14 protein-coding genes and 2 pseudogenes are annotated in these 17,485 nt (G+C 65.9%); 5 read left to right on the forward strand and 11 right to left on the reverse strand.

What is annotated here, in order from left to right:
- A pseudogene (locus tag Q0R16_RS00145) lies at nt 1-107 on the forward strand (bacterioferritin); the annotation flags it as partial.
- A 4-nt stretch (nt 108-111) separates the two neighbouring features.
- On the opposite strand, the gene trpS reads toward Q0R16_RS00145, so the two are convergent.
- The 4 genes from trpS to secB all read right to left on the reverse strand — a co-directional run bounded on the left by trpS (nt 112) and on the right by secB (nt 4,602).
- Entirely contained in the window at nt 112-1,116 is a 1,005-nt protein-coding gene (gene trpS / locus Q0R16_RS00150; protein WP_295630538.1) for a tryptophan--tRNA ligase, read from the reverse strand.
- A gap of 650 nt (nt 1,117-1,766) precedes the next feature.
- Nucleotides 1,767-2,231: a hypothetical protein gene (locus Q0R16_RS00155; RefSeq protein WP_295630543.1), complete on the reverse strand. Its 465-nt coding sequence runs from the start codon at nt 2,229-2,231 to the stop codon at nt 1,767-1,769.
- Between the two features lie 241 nt (nt 2,232-2,472).
- The gene (gene murJ, locus Q0R16_RS00160) at nt 2,473-4,044 is read right to left on the reverse strand and encodes a murein biosynthesis integral membrane protein MurJ (protein ID WP_295630546.1); all 1,572 of its coding nucleotides are present in this window, start codon (nt 4,042-4,044) and stop codon (nt 2,473-2,475) included.
- A gap of 24 nt (nt 4,045-4,068) precedes the next feature.
- Nucleotides 4,069-4,602: a protein-export chaperone SecB gene (gene secB, locus Q0R16_RS00165; protein WP_295630549.1), complete on the reverse strand. Its 534-nt coding sequence runs from the start codon at nt 4,600-4,602 to the stop codon at nt 4,069-4,071.
- Between the two features lie 412 nt (nt 4,603-5,014).
- On the opposite strand from secB, the gene Q0R16_RS00170 reads away from it, so the two are divergent.
- The 3 genes from Q0R16_RS00170 to Q0R16_RS00180 are packed head-to-tail and all read left to right on the forward strand — an operon-like array spanning nt 5,015 to nt 7,641.
- Nucleotides 5,015-5,737, forward strand: a complete 723-nt coding sequence (locus Q0R16_RS00170; protein ID WP_295630551.1) for a Tim44/TimA family putative adaptor protein — start codon at nt 5,015-5,017, stop codon at nt 5,735-5,737.
- A gap of 7 nt (nt 5,738-5,744) precedes the next feature.
- Nucleotides 5,745-7,019, forward strand: coding sequence for a murein transglycosylase A (locus tag Q0R16_RS00175; RefSeq protein WP_295630554.1), 1,275 nt, complete (start codon nt 5,745-5,747; stop codon nt 7,017-7,019).
- A 10-nt stretch (nt 7,020-7,029) separates the two neighbouring features.
- Nucleotides 7,030-7,641 carry a Smr/MutS family protein gene (locus tag Q0R16_RS00180; RefSeq protein WP_295630555.1) on the forward strand — a complete coding sequence of 204 codons (612 nt, stop codon included), beginning with the start codon at nt 7,030-7,032 and terminating at the stop codon, nt 7,639-7,641.
- 7 nt (nt 7,642-7,648) lie between these two features.
- On the opposite strand, the gene Q0R16_RS00185 is transcribed toward Q0R16_RS00180, so the two are convergent.
- On the reverse strand, nt 7,649-8,854 hold the full coding sequence (locus Q0R16_RS00185; protein ID WP_295630559.1) for a PQQ-dependent sugar dehydrogenase: 1,206 nt from the start codon (nt 8,852-8,854) through the stop codon (nt 7,649-7,651).
- Between the two features lie 174 nt (nt 8,855-9,028).
- Between Q0R16_RS00185 and Q0R16_RS00190 the strand changes: the two genes are divergently transcribed.
- Nucleotides 9,029-10,993, forward strand: a complete 1,965-nt coding sequence (locus tag Q0R16_RS00190; protein ID WP_295630561.1) for a S9 family peptidase — start codon at nt 9,029-9,031, stop codon at nt 10,991-10,993.
- A gap of 8 nt (nt 10,994-11,001) precedes the next feature.
- Here Q0R16_RS00190 and Q0R16_RS00195 read toward each other — a convergent pair whose 3' ends face one another.
- From Q0R16_RS00195 to Q0R16_RS00220, 6 genes and pseudogenes are all read right to left on the reverse strand, one after another.
- Nucleotides 11,002-12,834 (reverse strand): DUF885 family protein, encoded by a 1,833-nt coding sequence (locus tag Q0R16_RS00195; RefSeq protein ID WP_295630563.1) that lies wholly within the window; start codon nt 12,832-12,834, stop codon nt 11,002-11,004.
- Nucleotides 12,835-12,964: 130 nt separating this feature from the next.
- Nucleotides 12,965-14,479, reverse strand: a complete 1,515-nt coding sequence (locus tag Q0R16_RS00200; RefSeq protein ID WP_295630566.1) for a hypothetical protein — start codon at nt 14,477-14,479, stop codon at nt 12,965-12,967.
- A 69-nt stretch (nt 14,480-14,548) separates the two neighbouring features.
- Complete coding sequence (gene dapE / locus Q0R16_RS00205) at nt 14,549-15,682, reverse strand: succinyl-diaminopimelate desuccinylase (RefSeq protein ID WP_295630570.1); 1,134 nt, start codon at nt 15,680-15,682, stop codon at nt 14,549-14,551.
- Complete coding sequence (locus Q0R16_RS00210) at nt 15,679-16,539, reverse strand: S1/P1 nuclease (RefSeq protein ID WP_295630573.1); 861 nt, start codon at nt 16,537-16,539, stop codon at nt 15,679-15,681. Before Q0R16_RS00210 ends, dapE begins: the two co-directional genes overlap by 4 nt.
- The gene (locus Q0R16_RS00215; protein ID WP_295630576.1) at nt 16,536-17,213 is read right to left on the reverse strand and encodes a glutathione S-transferase family protein; all 678 of its coding nucleotides are present in this window, start codon (nt 17,211-17,213) and stop codon (nt 16,536-16,538) included. The genes Q0R16_RS00210 and Q0R16_RS00215 overlap by 4 nt, the downstream gene beginning before the upstream one ends.
- Nucleotides 17,210-17,485, reverse strand: a pseudogene (locus Q0R16_RS00220) (YihA family ribosome biogenesis GTP-binding protein); the annotation flags it as partial. The pseudogene Q0R16_RS00220 and the gene Q0R16_RS00215, both read right to left, overlap by 4 nt.

Below are 17,485 nucleotides of genomic sequence, written 5' to 3' on the forward strand. Positions count from 1 at the left end.
GCGAGGAAGAACACGTCGACACCATCGAGCGCCAGTTCGACATGATCGAGCGCATGGGCTTGCAGAACTACATCCAGTTGCAATCGCAGGACAAATCCGAATCTTGAAGGCCTAACCCCGCACCAGCCCCAGCGCGCGATAGGCCGCGTCGAGCGTCGGCGCGGCCACTTCCCTCGCCCTCGACGCACCCTTGGCCAGGATCGCGTCGAGCATTTCGCCATCGTGACGCAACGCGTTGAACCGCTCCGCGATCGGGCTCAAAGTCTCGACCAGCACTTCGCCCAGCGCAGGCTTGAACGCGCCGAAGCCCTGCCCGGCGAACTGCGCCAGCACGGCGTCCACCCCCTGCCCGGTCATCGCCGCGTAAATGCCGACGAGGTTCTTCGCCTCGGCCCGGCCCTCCAGCCCCGCTGCCTCGCCCGGCAGCGGTTCGGGATCGGTCTTGGCCTTGCGCACCTTCGCCATGATCGTATCCGCATCGTCGATGAGGTTGATCCGGCTCATGTCGCTGGGATCAGACTTGCTCATCTTGGCGCTGCCGTCACGCAGGCTCATGATCCGCGCGGCCTCGGGCGGGATGATCGGATCGGGCAGCGTGAACACCGGCGCCTCTTCGCTGGCAAACGCCGAGTTGAACGACTGCGCAATATCGCGCGCCAGCTCCAGGTGCTGCTTCTGGTCCTCGCCCACCGGCACATGCGTCGCCTGATACAGCAGCACATCCGCCGCCTGGAGCACCGGATACGTAAACAACGCCACCGACTGGCCATCGCGGTTCTTGCCCGCCTTGTCCTTCCACTGCGTCATCCGGTTCAACCACCCCATCCGCGCCGTGCCGTTCAGCAACCACTGCAACTCGGCATGCGCCGGAACTTGCGCCTGGTTGAACAGCACCGACCGATCGGGATCGACCCCGCACGCCACCAAAGCCGCCGCCATCTCGCGCGTGTTGGCGGCAAGTTCAGCCGGAACATGCGGCTGGCTGATCGCGTGGAGATCGGCGAGGAAATAGAAGCATTCCATCTGATCCTGCATCGCCACCCAGTTGCGGATCGCGCCGAGGTAGTTGCCAAGATGAAGGTTGCCCGTGGGCTGGATGCCGGAAACTACGCGCATTTGGGTTTGGCTCGCTGAAGTTGATTGGAAGGGCTTTAAGGGTTTGCCTCCGGCGGGCAAGGGCCCCAAGCATTTGCCCTGCAAATGCGACCACCGATGACTCCACCCTTGCATCCCGGGACTGTCGAGGTTGGATGTTGACGCTGAACGGGGTGTGAAACCTTGAGACTTTTGGGGGTTTGAAAGCGCCTTCGGCGCGGGGGACAGTTGGCGACGTTTGCTCTGTAAGGCTTTGCTGATAATGGGTTTTAATGGACTGAGAGCGGATCGCTTTGAGGTGATCGGCGTGCTCAACCTCCTGCCATTCCGAAGTCTGAAGTGCGACCTTCCATTCCGGAGCAATCCGCCGTCCCGGAGTAAGCGGACCATTCTTAAAGGCAAAATGCAGACCACCGATCATCGCGTAGCTTAAGCCACACCTGATCAAAGTAGGAAAGCAAAGACGCGCGCCGCCAACTCCGTCGCCCCGCACTCGATGCGGGGCTTGGCTGCCTACATCCACCCCCTGAACCGATGGCCTAAGCCAACGACGCCAAAACAAGCCAAGCCCCGTGTCATGCACGGGGCGACGAGGGGTTGGTTCGGGTTCGGAATTGCTGATCCAAAGCGGTGCTTGGCTCAAGCATTCGGTCGGCGGCAGCTTTTGGTGGTTAGCTGCCGTTCCGCGCTCGGATCGGGAACCGCGAAAGTATGTTTCGGAGACAGGTCGCGGTAGTCGAAAGCGCGTCGTTGATCGGCACCTCGAAGCCGATGTCGCCAAGACCGCTGCCCGGCTTTGCCCACGGCGGCAATGCCTCCAGCCAAAAGGAAATCCTAACTGTCTCGTCCGACATGCATTCGAATTCGAGATTAGGTTCGGTAAACCCACAAATCGATTGTGCTGTTTGGCGGGCAACGACGCAATCGAGCCAGTCAGCTAGACGTTCGACCTCGAACGTGGTGAGGCACGGGTTTCGAAAAGACCATAACCTTCCGTCGAGATCAGCTTCGCCGGACACGATGAGCCAGTTCGAATCCCAGTCGTCATCTACGATGTCTGGAAATTGGTACCTATCGACCCCGATCCGCAACGAACCATTGGCCCCGTTGAAAGCTGCTATCGGTTCGTTTCCCACCTCGTCAACTTAGCCGTGCCTTTCGATGTCCGCAATTGGGCGTTTCCCGTCGGTCCGCTGTTGGGCGATTCTAGACAGTCCACTTCCGGAAGGACCCGCCGCGAAGCGGCCCTCAAACAACCAGCCTCGCACCATCACGCCACACCCCGCCAAGCCAGTCCCGGGATGCAAGGGGAATCCTCGGTAGTCGCATTCGCAAGCGAATGCTCGGGGCCCTTGCCCGCCGGAGGCTCTTCTTCTCTCAGGCCACTTTTCTACGGCGCCGCAAGAACTGCAAATCGGCCAGGCTGAACGCCCCCAGCGCAAACGTCGCCACGGCGTAAACCGCGCCGCCTGCGCTCACCAGCACCGTCAGCGCCGCGATCCGCGCCAGCCATGATCCGTGGACGTAGGGCATCACGCGGCCTTGCAGCGCCCACAGCACCACGCCCATCGCCAAGGCGGCCAGCAGCAGGCGCCATGCCCGGCGGCGCAAGCGGCGGTCGGCGGCGAAGTGGCCGCGGTTTACCAGCGTGCGGTAGAGCATGACGACGTTGACGGTGGAGGCGATCGCGGTGGCGAGCGGCGGGCCCATGTGCTTGAGCGGCACGATGAGGATGAGGTTGCCGACGAGGTTGACCGCCATCGAGATGATCGCGAGGCGGACGGGGGTTTTGGTGTCGTGGCGGGCGTAGAAGCCGGGGGTCAGCACCTTCACGAGGATGTAGCTGGGCAGGCCGATCGAGAAGGCGGCGAGGGCTTGGGCGGTGTAGTGGACATCGGTGGCGCCGAAGCGGCCGTAGCCGAACAGGCCTGCGGCGATGGGTTCTCCGCAGAGGACAAGCGCGACGGTGGCGGGGAGCGTGAGCAGCAGCGCGAGTTCGAGGCCGCGGTTCTGGGTGTCGAGCGCGTCGAGGTCCTGCCCGGCGCCGAGCTGGCGCGAGATGGTGGGGAGGAGCACGGTGCCAAGGCCGATGCCGATGAGGCCGAGCGGGAGCTGGTTCAGCCGGTCGGCCATGTAGATGTAGGTGACCGAGCCGTGGCTGAGCAGGCTGGCGGCGAGCGCGGTCGAGATGACGAGGTTGATCTGGACTGCTCCGGCGCCGGCGGCGGCGGGGAGGATCAGGCTCATCAGCTTGCGCACTTCTGGGGTGAGGCGCGGGAGGCGCAGCCGCAGGCTCACGCCGTTGCGGTGGCAGGACCAGGCGAGCCAGATGAGTTGCAGCAGGCCCGAGACCGAGACGCCAATCGCCTGGTTGCGCGCGGTGATCAGCGGATCGGTGCTGTGGAAGATCAGCAGCGCGGCGATCAGCGTGACATTGAGCAGGATCGGCGCGGCGGCGTTGACCCAGAACTTCTGCATCGAATTGAGGATGCCGCCGAATAGCGAGACGACGCTGATGAACAGGAGATAGGGGATCTGGATGCGCGAGAGCTTGACCGCGAAGGCGAACTGGTCGGCGCTGATGCCGTTGAACTTGCCCGACAAGGCGAAGGTGACAGGCCAGGCGAAGACTTCAAGCACCACGGTCATCACGATCAGCACGGGCAGCAGCACGGCCAGCGCCTGCTCGGCGAAATCGAGCCCGGTACGCAAGCCTTCGCCGTTCGGATCGGCCACCTTGCGGTTGAACATCGGCACGAACGCCGCGGCGAACGCGCCTTCGGCAAACAGCGCGCGGAACATGTTGGGCAGCCGGAACGCCACCAGGAACGCGTCCGAAGCGAACCCCGCGCCGATGTAGCGCGCGAACAGGCTGTCGCGGACCAGGCCGAGCACGCGGCTGACCAGCGTCAGACCGCCGATCGTCCCGGTGGCTTTTAGGAGGTTCACCTTACCACCGGGTCTTGAAAGGGATCAGGCGTGGCCGGCGCCCGGCGCATTGGCCTCGGCCGCCGCTTCCTCGGCCTGGCGCTGTTCGAGCTGGTTGACGTACAAGCCGTTGAAATCGATCGGTTCGAGCATCAGCGGCGGATAGCCGGCATCGCGCACCGCGTCGGCTACGATGCGGCGGGCGAACGGGAACAGCAGGCGCGGACCCTCGGCGTAGAGGAACGCATGGACCTGGTCTTCGGTCAGGTTGCGCATGCCGACGAGGCCGCAATACGACAGTTCGACCAGGAACTGCGTGCCATTGGGCGTCTTGGACGAAACGTTGATCTTCAGTTCGATCTCGTGGACATCCGGCCCCATGTTGAGCGCGGCAATGTTGAATTCCACGCCGATTTCGGGCTGGTCGGTCCACTGGTAGCTTTCGGGCGCCTTCGGGTTCTCGACCGACATGTCTTTCACGTACTGCGCGATGAAGCCAACCGCAGGCGCGGTGTCTTCACCGTTGGGGATCGGCGTGCCGAGATCGAGGTTCGAGATGATGTTGCCTTCGTCGGCCATGGTCAGAAAACCGTCCTGTGCTGTTGATATGCGATCTTGTGCAGGACCAGCCCGATAGGGCGGGTTGCGCTGGTATGGGCGCCTAGAGCATTTTTGCGTCTCGGGAAACACCCGCCGAGTCGCAAATTTGGGGATCGGATCGGGGTTGTGCGGCCAATGTCGTTAACCACGACAACCGGCAGTGAAGTGCCCGCGAGGCGGTTTTATCGCAGTACGGCACCATCCCGCCGTCCACGCGTTGTTCATTTGTATTTCGTACCTACTTGATGCACGATAGTTGAGCTGGGAACATCACGGCCGCCAAACGCCACGATCCGGTCGAAAGCCGAACCGGATCGTTGGCAATGGCGCCCGACAGGGTTTTCCCGGCAGGCAGGACGTCTTCACCAACGTCCAGACAGGACAGGCAAGCGTGATAGTTGAAATTGTGATCCTGGCGATGATCGCGGTCTTCCTTGGCCTGCGGCTTTATGCCGTACTCGGACGCCGTCCCGAACAGAACGAAGAACCACTGCGCAGCCGCGCCGATGCGCTCGACGCGTTGCGCCCGACGCAGCCAGCGGTGCCCGTGCTCGGTGACAAGACCGCCGCCAACCAGCGCCCGCGCGAAGTGGCCCCGGCCGAACGCCCCGGCTTCGATCCCTCGGCCGAAGGTGGCATCCGCGCAATCGTGGCGGCAGACCGCAAGTTCGATGTCGGGCTGTTCCTGGCCGGCGCGCGCAATGCCTATGCGATGATCCTGGATGCATACTGGAAGGGCGATCGCAACGCGCTCGGCCACTTGTGCGACGACGACGTGGCAGGCCACTTCATCGACGCGATCAATGCGCGCGAAGCCGCGGGCGAAACGCTCGACAACCGGCTGATCCGGATCGAGGAGATCTCGATCGTCGATGCTGCCTATTCCGCGCCGCACGCCCGTGTCACGGTGCGCTTCGTTTCGGATATCGCCGCCGTCACGCGCGACTCGGCGGGCGCAGTGGTCGCAGGATCGCTCGACGATGCGATCGAAAGCCGCGACGTGTGGACGTTTGTGCGCGATTTCAGCTCGCCCGATCCCGACTGGCTGCTCGACGAGACCGATCCCGACGAAACCCCGCCTAGAGACTCTGGCGCCGAACTCGCGCACGGATAACGGGTTGATGTCGGCGGGTTGGCGCCAGGGTCTTGCGCTGGCCACCCTCGCGCTGCTCGCTGGTTGCGGACGGCTGGTTCCACCTGGATACCAGCCGCCGCCGGTTGTGCAGCGTCCACCACCCGTCGCTCCGGGCCGCGTGCCGCGCCCGGTTCCGCTGCCCTCGCCCGCCGGAAATGCTCTGACTGCCGGCGTTGCGTATGGCCCGCCTGTCGCCGGCCTGGGCCTGACTCAAACCAAGGCCGTCGGCGCGCTCGCCTCGTTCAACGACAGTTGCCCCAAGCTCGCGATTCGCACCGACACCAGCGGCCTCACCCAACCCGCCGACTGGGCCGCTCCTTGCGCCGCTGCCGCAACCTGGCCGCAAGCCGATGCCGCGGGGTTCTTTGCAACCTGGTTCGAAACCGCCGTCGTCGGGCCCGGCTCCACTTTCGTGACCGGCTATTACGAACCCGAAATCGCCGGATCGCGCACGCGTGAACCGGGCTTCGACGTGCCGATCTATGCGCTGCCGCCCGATCTGGTCCGGCAGGCGCCGGTCAACCCCCAGCCGGGCGATCCACCGCCGGTGCCGGTGATCTCGGCGGGCAAGGCGCCGCTGGGCCGCTATGACGCGAACGGCCAGTTCGTGCCCTATTACAGCCGCGCGCAGATCGAGGACGGTGCCCTCGCCGGGCGCGGGCTCGAAATCGCCTGGGCCGCCGATCCGGCCGAATTCTTCTTCCTCCTGATCCAGGGTTCAGGCCGGTTGCGCGCGCCCGATGGCAGCGTGATGCGGATCGGCTATGCCGGGCAGAACGGCTGGCCGTACAGCGGCATCGGCTCGATCCTGAAAGCGCAAGGGCTGCTGGGTGATGGACCGGGGCAATACGCGTCCTCGATGCAAGGCATCGTCAAATACCTGCACGAACACCCTGAAGACGGCCGCGAACTGATGCGGAAGGACGCCAGCTATGTGTTTTTCCGCGAACTGACCGGGGCGGACACCGTCACCGGGCCGATCGGCGCGCTCAACGTACCCGTCCGCCCGCGCGTCAGCCTCGCCGCCGATCCGGCCTATGTCCCGCTCGGCGCGCCGGTGTGGCTGACCACCGATCGCGCGCCCACCAACGGCTTGTGGGTGGTGCAGGACACCGGCGGCGCGATCAAGGGCGCAAACCGCTTCGACAGCTTCTGGGGCGCGGGCGCCGAAGCCCGCCTGATCGCCGGCGGCATGGATGCACGCGGGACAGCGCTGGTGCTGCTGCCCAAGGGAGTGCTCGCGCGCCTCACCGGCCGATGAGCGGCGCTGCGTGAGACCACCCCGTCCTGAGCCTCGGCCAAACCGCCCCGCCCCCGCGCCGGGTGGCCTGACCCCCGAGGAAGCGCAACTGTGGCGCCGGCTGGCCGCAACGGTCACCCCGATCCATCCGCCCGCCCCGTTGCCGGCGCTTCCCAAAGCCATGCCAGTCGCGCCGCCCCCGCCACCCAAACCTGCGCCGCGGGTGCGTGGGCGCGTGCCGCCGCCGCTGCCCGTCCCGCCGCCACCGCCCGCACGCCCCGCGCCGCTGTCGACCAAAGGCCTCGACGGATCTTGGGACAAGAAGCTGGCCAAAGGCCCGATCGAGCCCGATCGCACGGTCGATCTCCACGGCCTCACGCTCGATGCCGCGCATGCCCGGCTCGATTTCGCGATTGCCGATGCGCTCGCCGGTCAGGCGCGCGTGATCCTGCTGATCGCCGGCAAGCCCCGCCCCAACGATGAAACCGACCAGCGCGGCCACCGCCGCGGTGCGATCCGCGCCAAGCTGCTCGACTGGCTGGCCGCCAGCCGCCACGCCCCGAGCATCGCCGCCGTCCGCCCCGCGCAACCGCGCCACGGCGGGATCGGCGCGGTTTACGTGGTGCTGCGGCGCGGGCGGTGAATTCGGATTACTTCGGGCTCAGCCGGTACAGCCCGCCGGGATCATCATCGGCGATCGCCCAGATCGCGCCGTCGGACGCCACGGCCACGTCGCGGACGCGGAAGCCGAGGTCGTAGCGTTCGGCCACGCGCGCGCCGCCCTTGCCGTCGAACACGATTCGGTCGATCCCCAGGCTGGCCAGCCCGCCCGCAAGCGCCTGCCCGCGCCAGGCGGGGAACATCGCCCCGCTGTAGAACGTGAAGTTGCCGGGCGCGATCACCGGGGTCCATTGCACCACCGGCCCGGTCAGGTCCGGCCGCGTATCGGGCCTGGGGATCGGCACGCCGTTGTAGTTTTCGCCGTACGAAACCAGCGGCCAGCCGTAATTGCGACCGGGCTCGACCAGGTTGAGTTCATCGCCGCCCGCCGGGCCGTGCTCCAGCTCCCACAGCCGGCCATCGGGGCCGAAAGCCAGGCCGTAAGGCGTCCTGAACCCGCTCGCCCAGGTTTCGGATGGCGTCAGGTTCGGGCCGGGCCAAGTGAATTGCTGGATGATCCGCGCGGTTTTGGCGGCCACCGTATCGCTGGGCGGGTCGATCAGCGGCACGGTGGCGGCGCCGGTCTTGCCCGCCATCGGGTTGCCGGGCGCGGCATGCCCGTCGAGCGTCAGCCGCAGGATCTTGCCTTGCGGCAGATCGGAATTTTGCGCGGGGGTCATGCGCTGGCGATCACCGACCGTCAGAAACAGGTATTTGTGATCAGGCGAGAACGCCACCGCCGCGCCGAATTGCCCGCCCTTGCCCTTCGGCAATTCGCGCCAGATCACCTTGAGCCCATCGAGCCGCGCACCATCGGCGGACAGCGTCGCCAGCGCCAGCGCCAGCCCCGATCCTGTCCCGCCCGGTTCGGAATAAGTCAGGTAAACCCCGCGATCCTGCGCGAACGTGGGCGAAACGTAGATCCCGAGCAGCCCGCCCTGCCCGGCATAGCGCACGCGCGGCACGCCCGCGACTTCGCGCTTTGCGCCAGCTTGCTTGACCAGCCACACCTTGCCCGCCTTCTCGGTCAGCAGCATGCGGCCATCGGGCATGAAGGCGATGCGCCAAGGGTACTGAAAATCGGCGATCTTGCTGACCTTGAACGGCGCCGGTGCCTCGGCCGGTGCCGCGCTGTCGGCATCGTTGCTGGCCCTGGCGCAGCCGGGCATCAGCAGCGCGAGCAGCATCGGCGCCATCGCGGAGCGGCAGACGGCCTTCGTCCGTGGCAATCTGGCGGAAGCAGGAATGGGCACTGGCGTCTCCGTTGTCATGCGCGGTCGGGTAACCACTTGTCGGGAATTGCCTATCGGCGCAATCGTTCCGGCGTGCCATAGCATGCAGGATCTGAAAGCCCCGGAGTTCGCCCGACAATGCCGATACCGTTCCTTGCGCTCGCCGCAGTCCTGGCCGCGCCAGCCGAACCCGCACAGCAGCATGTTTTCTCGGGGCTGGCGCTGTCGCCGGCGGGGGACCGGATCGCCGTCATGGAGGCGGACCAGCGCGCCGATGCCAGCGAACAGCCGCACAAGCGGCTGGTGATCCGCACCGCTGCCAAGGGCACGGTCACGGCCAGCCACGATCCTTGCGTGACGTGCATGTACCAGGACCCCACGTTCTCGCCCGATGGCCAGCGCATCGCGTTCCTCGGCCGCGATCGCAAGGCGGGCACGACCACGTTGTACCTGGTGAGCAAGGGCACGGTTTCGGTGCGCGCGGTGGTGGCGGGGGTGGCGCAGCGGCCGCGCTTTTCGCCCGATGGACGCTCGCTGGCGCTGCTCGAAATCGTCGGTGCGCACAAGGAAGCCGGCGCCACCGAAGCCGCCGCTCCGCAAGTGGGCGACATCGGCGAGAGCTTCGACGAGCAGCGCATCGCCACGCTCAGCGTCGATGGGCAGGACCAGCCGCGCGCGGTCTCGCCCGACGATACCTTCGTCTACGAATACGACTGGGCGCCCGACGGCAGGGGCTTCGTCGCCACCGCGGCCAAGGGCGATGGCGACAACAACTGGTGGATCGCCGAGCTTGATCATGTCGATCTGGCCAGCGGCGCACTCATGCGCATTGCCGCACCCACCGAGCAACTGAACTTCCCCCGCGCGTCACCCGATGGCCGCAGCTTGGCCTATATCGGCGGGCTGATGAGCGATTTCGGCGCAGTGGGCGGCGATATCTGGCTGGTGTCCCTCGCGAGCGGAGGCTCGCAAACCGGGACTTCGGGCGGCAGTCCGCACAACGTGACGCCGGGCTTTGCCGGCAGCTTCACCTCGATCCAGTGGCGCGGCAGCCGCCTGATCGCGACCGCGCTGGTGGGCGATCGCGCTACGATCCTTTCGGTCGATCCCACGTCGGGCGCCACGCGCACGCTGTGGTCCGCGCAACGGACTATCCGCGCCGGCGACGGACAAATCGCGCTCGACCGCACCGGCACGCGCGCGGCGGCGGTGATCGAGGATTTCGAACACGCGCCCGAACTCGTTGCAGGCCCGATCGCGACGCTCGCCAAGGCCGGACCGATCACCCAGGTCAACGCCGCGCTGACGGGCGCGGGATCGGCGCGCAGCGTGTCGTGGACCAGCGACGGGCGCACCGTGCAGGGCTGGCTGATCGCGCCGCGCGTGGTCGAACCGGGCAAGACCTATCCGATGGTGGTCTCGGTCCACGGCGGGCCAAGTTCGGCGACCACGCCGGGCTTCATCGGCAATACCGCGCGCGATGCGCTGACGCGGCGGCTGCTCGATCGCGGTTACTACATCTTCCAGCCCAACCCGCGCGGCAGCTATGGCCAGAGTGAGGCGTTCACCCGCGCCAATATCCGCGATTTCGGCGGCGGTGACTTGCGCGATATCCTGGCCGGCATCGACGCGGTCGAGAAAGTCGCGCCCGTTGACGACAAGCGGCTCGGCGTGATGGGCCATTCCTACGGCGGGTTCATGACGATGTGGACCGTCACGCACAGCAACCGCTTCCGCGCCGCGGTGGCGGGCGCGGGGATCGCCAACTGGACCAGCTATTACGGGCAGAACGGCATCGACCGCTGGATGATCCCGTTCTTCGGCGCATCGGTCTACGACGATCCAGCGATCTACCGGAAGCTATCCCCGCTCGAATCGATCAAGCTGGCGACCACGCCGACGTTCATCTACGTGGGCGAGCACGACGTGGAATGCCCGGCGGTGCAGTCGGTCGAATTCTGGCACGGTCTCAAGGCGGTGGGCGTCAAGACGCGGCTGCTGATCCTGGAGGGCGAAGGACACGGCATCCGCCAGCCGGCGCACGTGCGGCAGGTGAACGACGGAGCGTTCGACTGGTTCGAGAGCCAGCTTGGAGTGAGATAACGCGGCCTTTATTTGCGGCCGGCGATCCATTCGGCAACGCGTGTTTCGAGCACCGGCAGCGGCTGCGATCCATCGCTGATGATCAGGTCGTCGAACGCCTTGACGTCGAACCGGGCGCCCAGCGCGGCTTCGGCCTTGCGGCGCAGTTCCATGATCGTGAGCATGCCGATCTTGTAGCCGGTCGCCTGTCCGGGCAGCGTGATATAGCGCCGCACTTCGGATCGCGCCTGGTCGGGCGACAAACGGCCGGTGCCGGTCATGAAATCGACCGCCTGCTGTTCGGTCCAGCCGAGCGCGTGGATGCCGGTATCGACCACCAGTCGCGCCGCGCGGAAATGCTCCTGATCGAGGTGCATGAAATCGTCGGCAGTATCGGCGTAAGCGCCCATTTCCTTGCACAACTGCTCACCATAGAGCGCCCAGCCTTCGTTGAACGCAACGTAGCCGCCGACCAGCCGGAACCGTGGCGTGCCCTGCTGCCGAACCTGGATATCGCCCGCCATCACGTGGCCGGGGATGCCTTCGTGGCACATCAAATCGGGAAGCAGCGCCGGATCGGGGGTCTTGCCCTGCAAGTGGACGTAGACCCGGCCGGGGCGCACGCCGTCGGGGCTGGGCGGAGCGGCATGCGCGGCGCCACCCGCGACTTCGCTGAATGACGGTTCGCGCACGACTTCGGCGCGGTATTGCGGCAACTGGTTGAAGCGGCTGGCCAGCAAAGTGCGGTTGTGCGCAACGATCGCGTTGGCACGGCGCAGATAATCCTCACGCAAGGCGTCGGTCCACGGCTGCGGCGCGAACCGGTTGGCGCGATCGGCGTAGAATGCGTTGTGATCGGCAAAGCCCGCGGCCTTCGCGAGCTTGTCCTGCTCGCCCTCGATCCGCTTGAGTTCGTTAAGCCCGATCTGGTGAATCTGCGGCGCCGACAGGCCCAGCGTGGTGTTGATATTCAGCGCAGCGGCGTACCATTCCGCACCGCCGGGAAGCGAGATTGCGCCGACTTTGCCGCTGGGCGCGGTCGGCAGTTCGGCCTGCGCCCAGGCGATCACCCGCGCGTACCCCGGCTTCATCGCCAGCAACGATGCGCGTGTCTCGGCGAGCAACACGTCAGCTTCAGCCTGGCTCATTTTGCCCGCGGCCTGCAACTTGGCCAGCTTCGCCTTGGCATCGGCCCACAGCGGCGAATCCTTGCCAGCATCGAACGGCGCGCCCGTGGTGAGCGTTGTCGCGCCCGCGATGACGCGTTCGATCTGGAATCGGGGCGCGTGGACGCCAGCCGCGTCGGCTAGCTTCGACTGCTCAATCGCGGTGTCGAGCACCGCCGGAATGGCCCGCAACCGCGCGTTATAGGCGCGCATGTCGGCGGCATCGCTCACCGTATGGGTGTTGATGAGGAAATCGGGCAACTGCGCGTGGACCGAGTACAGGAACGAGTAGAACGGCGGCTGGAAGCGGCGGAACTTGTATTGCAACTCTGCGCGCCGAAGCTCGGTTTCCCAGATATCGAAGTTGGTCTGCCCGCGAGACGACAGCTTCCTGCGATCGAACATGGCCTTCATCCGCGCGACGCTGGCGCGGCGGGCCTCGATCCGCTGAAGCTGCGCCGCATCGCTGATATCATCGAGCTTGTCCGCGCCATCCTTTATGCCGAGCCGGGTCGCAAGCTGCGGCCTGAATTTCAGATCCTGCGCGAACTCGGCATCGAGGAACGCTGTCAGGCGCACATCTTCGGTCGTCGCTGGCTGGGTAAGTGCCATGGCGGCAGGTTGCGCCAAGACCGGCGCCGAATTGGCAATCGAGAGTGCCGCGGTGGCAGCAAGCAGCAGGGCAGTCTTGTGCATAATCAACCCGTTATATTGTCGCATCGCTCTTCAAGAGCTTTGCTGGCCAGGCGGGTCTAGCAGGGTCACCAGCTTGTGCAAATGCGGGAAGCCAAGATCACGGCCCGGCCCAAGCCTCGTCGATTGGGAGTTATTTTACCTTCGGGACTTTCCCCGCCAGCAACTCCTGCGGGCTGAATGGACCGCGCACGAATGCGACGCAGCAGTCGTGCGGGGGGAGTGCGCCCAGCGTGACAAGCGGATCGGGGCCGCCGTAATCGACCACGTAGACGCGCTTGTAGCGCAGCAGCACCGCGTCGAGCGCGGGTCGGCGCAACAGCGGGCGGTCCATGAATTCGCGCGTCCAGCCGTACGATGTGTCGTTCGAATCCATCACCGCGATCGGCAGCGGGCAATGGTCGACCTGCAATTCCACCTTGCACGCCCAGTTGGCGTGCATCCCGCGCTGCTGCTGTTCGACCAGCATGATCGCCTGTGGGTCCTTGCGCAGCGTGGCGATGACGGTGCGCCACTCCTCCCACCAGAAATTCGGCAGCTTGTCGGCCAAATTCCAGCCCAGCACGGCAACAAACACCACCGCAAACCCGGCGCGCGCCGCTGTACCGCGCAACGCCGCCGCCAGCGTGGCCAGCGCCAGGATCGAGAAATTGGTCAGCCAGAACAGCACCCAGTTCTTGACGATCGGGTGGATCGCTTCGGCCAGGTGGAACAGCACGATTGCCAGCACCCAGGCAATCACCAGCGTGCGCCCGGGCTTGCCGCGGACCAGCAAGCCGGCGCCAAGCGCGATCAGCAATGTCAGGATATAACGCAAGATCTGGGTGTGAGGTGGCAAATCGCGGATCAGGATCGTGTTGTGCCAGACCAGCCGCAAGTGGTCTGCCACGCTCATCGGCTTGATGTGATCGATGTTGTCGCTGCTTAGTTGGTGCGTGGCGATCCACAGCCACCACGCGCACAGGACGGCGAGCACGAAGTTGGCGCCGATGAACTCTGCCGCCTTGCGACCGCGCGCTTCGATCAGCGCCCGCCAATGCACGATCATCACCGCGATTCCCGCCGCCACCGGCCAGACCGCCAGCGTGACGTGGCAGTAGAAGCCGAAGGCCGCGCCCAGCACATAGGCCGCCAGCCCCAGCCGAGCACGCCGCCCGCCATCGAGCCAGGCGAGCAGCCCGAGCATCGAAACCAGCACGCCATCGGTTTCGAAGATATAGCCGCGGATGTACTGGCTGTACCACACATACTCGGCCGAAACCGCGGCCAGAGCCGCGCCGACCACCCCCGCCCAGACACCCGAAACCCGCGCGCAGAGCGCCCCGACCAATCCGATCGCCAGCACGCCGCCAAGATTGGGCAGCAGGCGGATTTCGGTCACGGTGTGAGCGCCCAGCACCTGCCAGCCGCGCAGCATCGAATAGAACAGCGGCGGGTTGGTTTCGCGCACCATCCACAAGCTCCACAACCGCGACATCGGTTGCGAGGCGAAGACCATCGACGAAAGTTCGTCGCGGAACATCGGATAATCGCCGGTGCGCGCGCGGATGACGAAGCCGACGATCATGGCGAGCGCAATGGCGGCAAGTGCCCAGCGCGGCATCGCGCGCAGCGGTGTGCCGGTTTCAACCGGTGAAAATCGAACCATTATTTTGCCCCCGTCGCCATGCCTGGCCTAAACGGCGGGGGACTTGTGCACAATCCCGAGTTGGACCGATCAGCCGCCCAATAGCGCCGCCCGCGCGATCCGCGCATAAATCCGCGCCAGCACATCAAGATCGGCCAACGCCACGGCCTCGTCGGTCTTGTGCATGGTGGCGTTGCACAGCCCGAATTCGATCACCGGGCAGAGAGCCTTGAGGAACCGCGCATCGGACGTGCCGCCGGTGGTCGACAAGTCGGGCACAACGCCTGCCTCAGCGGCGATGGCGACGGCCACCAGATCGGAAAACGCGCCGGGCGCGGTCAGGAACGATTCGCCCGAAATGGCCGCGCGGACCGTGCCATCGTGCCTGGCAGCGATCGCGCTCACGCGGTCGACCAATCCCTGCCCGCTGTGCAGATCGTTGAAGCGGATCGAAATCCGCGCACGCGCCTCGCCCGGAATGACGTTGTGAGCGGGGTTGCCGACCTCGATATCGGTCACCTCGAGGTTCGAGGCCTGGAACCAGTCGGTCCCTTCGTCCAGCCGCAACGCGTTCAATTCGGCCAGCAGCGCCACCAGCTTGCGGCACGGGTTGTCGGCCAGGTGCGGATAGGCGACGTGGCCCTGGCTGCCCTTGACCGTCAGCCACATATTGACCGACCCGCGTCGCCCGATCTTGACCATATCACCCAGCCGGTGAACCGAAGTCGGCTCGCCCACCAGGCACAGATCGGGCACCTGGCCGCTGGCGCGCATGTGTTCGATCAGGCTGACCGTGCCGAAGCGCGCGGGGCCTTCCTCGTCGCCGGTGATCACGAAGCTCAGCGTGCCGGCGTCGGCGGGGACTTGCGCCGCCGCCGTCACCATCGCCGCAATCGCGCCCTTCATGTCGACCGCGCCGCGGCCGTAAAGCAGATCGCCTCTTCGTTCGGGCGCGAATGGCGCGCTGACCCAGCCCTCGCCCGGTGGCACCACGTCCAGATGGCCGGCAAAGGCGAAGTGGCGGCTGCCCGAAGGGCCCTGACGCAACGCGAACAGGTTCTCGACCGGACCATCGGGCGCATCGCCGGCGCTGAACCGGTGGACCACAAAACCCAGCGGTTCGAGCATCGCCTCAAGGCAATCGAACACCAGCCCGGCCGCAGGCGTCACCGATGGGCAGGCGATCAGGCGTTCGGCAAGGGTTGCTGTATCGAGACCAGTCATGCGCCCAAAGCCTCGTCCAGAACCCGCGCCAACCGCAAGCCGGCCTGCACCAGCCGCGTGCGCGCAACCGGGGCGGCGCGAGCGATCGCGTCTGCATCGAAGCTGGCGTAACGCGGCACGCCCGATCGGCATGGATCGCCCCCCAGCGCCGCCGGATAGACCAGCCGGCGCGCCAGGTCCCAGCTTTCGCGGCCCCAGTCGGTCGGCTCGCCGGCGCCGAAGCGTGCCTTGTCCGCATCCGAATAGCCGCGGACCATCGGGCCGGGTGCGCTGTTGATGGCCTCTTTCGCTACTTCGTTGTCCCACAATTCGTGCATATTGTAGCCATCGTAACGTCCGCCCGAAACGAGCAGGTCGTTGCCGCCCTTGTCCCGCGCATGATCGGCCGAATGCAGCGGCTGGTGGATATCGCCGACGAAATGCACCAGGAACATCAGCGCCATCACCCGATCGTACGTGGAGCGGGTGGGCTGGCCCAGCAGCTTGCGATCGCGATCGATCTGCGCGGTCACGCAGTTGCCGTTGGCGCAGTCCTCCTGCGGGTCGTAGGGACGGCAGATGTCCTCGTCCTGGAAGTGCCAGCGGCTGGCGAAGCGGAAACGATCACCGTCCTTGCGCACGCAATCGGCCCAGGTCGACGCATCGGCGAGCGTGCGCACCGCGCATTCGGGGGTGTTGAGCACGCGTGCCTGCTTCAGCAGCGCGGCAAGTTGCACGCGGGTGTGCGGGCTGACGTTGACCCAGGCAATCGCCGCAACGGTGCGATGGCCGAGCGAACCCCAGGCCAGCGCGGGCGTCGCCAGCACGGTGCCCAGCGCGGCCAGTGCCAGCATGAGAGGCCGGATGAAACGCATCATGCGTGCGCCTGGCTTTCGAACTTCTCGATCACCCATTCTTCGTTTTCGGCCGCAGAAACCCAGGTCTGCATCCAGTCGTGCTCCCACACCGCCTGCATGTAGCCCAGCGCAAATCCGGGCACCGGCACCGCATAGGTCATGAACCGCGAGACCACCGGCGCATAGATGATATCTGCCGCGCAGAACGTGCCGAACAGGAACGGCCCGCCCGCCCCGAACCGCGCGCGCGCTTCGGCCCACAGCGTGAGGATGCGCACGATTTCGGTGCGCGCTTCGGGCGAAAGTTCGAAATCGTCATGGCGCTTGCGGATGTTCAGCGGCAGTTCGGACCGCAGCGCGTTATAGCTCGAATGCATTTCCGCGACCATCGATCGCGCCATCGCCCGGCCCGTGTCATCCTTGGGCCAGAACCGGTCTCGCCCGACCTTGTCGGCCAGGAATTCGATGATCGCCAGGCTGTCCCACACGACTGCGGCATTGGCGCCATCGCCGTCCCACAGGATCGGCACCTTGCCCTGCGACGGCGAGAATTCGTCACCCTCGCGGCGCTGCTCCCACGCTTCGTCGTAGAGCGGGACGACCAGTTCTTCGAATTCGAGCCCCGATTGCTTGACCGCAAGCCAGCCGCGAAACGACCAGCTTGAATAAGCGCGATTGCCGATGACGAGTTTCATCCCTCGACCGCATCCAGAATCGTCGCCCTGAGGTCGGCGATGCCTTCGCCGGTTTCGGATGAGGTCGCGAACATCAAGGGGTGCGCGGCGGGGTGTTTGGCGGCTTCGGCACGGACCGCGTCGAAGGTCGCCGCGAGCGCGGTCGGCTTGATCTTGTCGCTTTTGGTGAGGACGATATTGTACCCGACCGCGGCCTTGTCGAGCATGCCCATGACGTCGCGGTCGACTTCCTTGAGCCCGTGGCGCGCATCGACCAGGACGATCGCGCGCTT

Origin of the sequence: Novosphingobium sp. (genome assembly GCF_025351285.1) — a bacterium.
In the GTDB taxonomy this organism is placed as follows: domain Bacteria; phylum Pseudomonadota; class Alphaproteobacteria; order Sphingomonadales; family Sphingomonadaceae; genus Novosphingobium.

Excerpts from the sequence above, each read along its gene's own strand:
- trpS (WP_295630538.1), bottom strand. The coding sequence starts at position 1,116 with ATGCGCGTAGTTTCCGGCATCCAGCCCACGGGCAACCTTCATCTTGGC.
- secB (WP_295630549.1), bottom strand. The coding sequence starts at position 4,602 with ATGGCCGACGAAGGCAACATCATCTCGAACCTCGATCTCGGCACGCCG.
- Q0R16_RS00175 (WP_295630554.1), top strand. The coding sequence starts at position 5,745 with ATGTCGGCGGGTTGGCGCCAGGGTCTTGCGCTGGCCACCCTCGCGCTG.
- Q0R16_RS00185 (WP_295630559.1), bottom strand. The coding sequence starts at position 8,854 with ATGGCGCCGATGCTGCTCGCGCTGCTGATGCCCGGCTGCGCCAGGGCC.
- Q0R16_RS00190 (WP_295630561.1), top strand. The coding sequence starts at position 9,029 with ATGCCGATACCGTTCCTTGCGCTCGCCGCAGTCCTGGCCGCGCCAGCC.
- Q0R16_RS00195 (WP_295630563.1), bottom strand. The coding sequence starts at position 12,834 with ATGCACAAGACTGCCCTGCTGCTTGCTGCCACCGCGGCACTCTCGATT.
- Q0R16_RS00200 (WP_295630566.1), bottom strand. The coding sequence starts at position 14,479 with ATGGTTCGATTTTCACCGGTTGAAACCGGCACACCGCTGCGCGCGATG.
- dapE (WP_295630570.1), bottom strand. The coding sequence starts at position 15,682 with ATGACTGGTCTCGATACAGCAACCCTTGCCGAACGCCTGATCGCCTGC.
- Q0R16_RS00210 (WP_295630573.1), bottom strand. The coding sequence starts at position 16,539 with ATGATGCGTTTCATCCGGCCTCTCATGCTGGCACTGGCCGCGCTGGGC.
- Q0R16_RS00215 (WP_295630576.1), bottom strand. The coding sequence starts at position 17,213 with ATGAAACTCGTCATCGGCAATCGCGCTTATTCAAGCTGGTCGTTTCGC.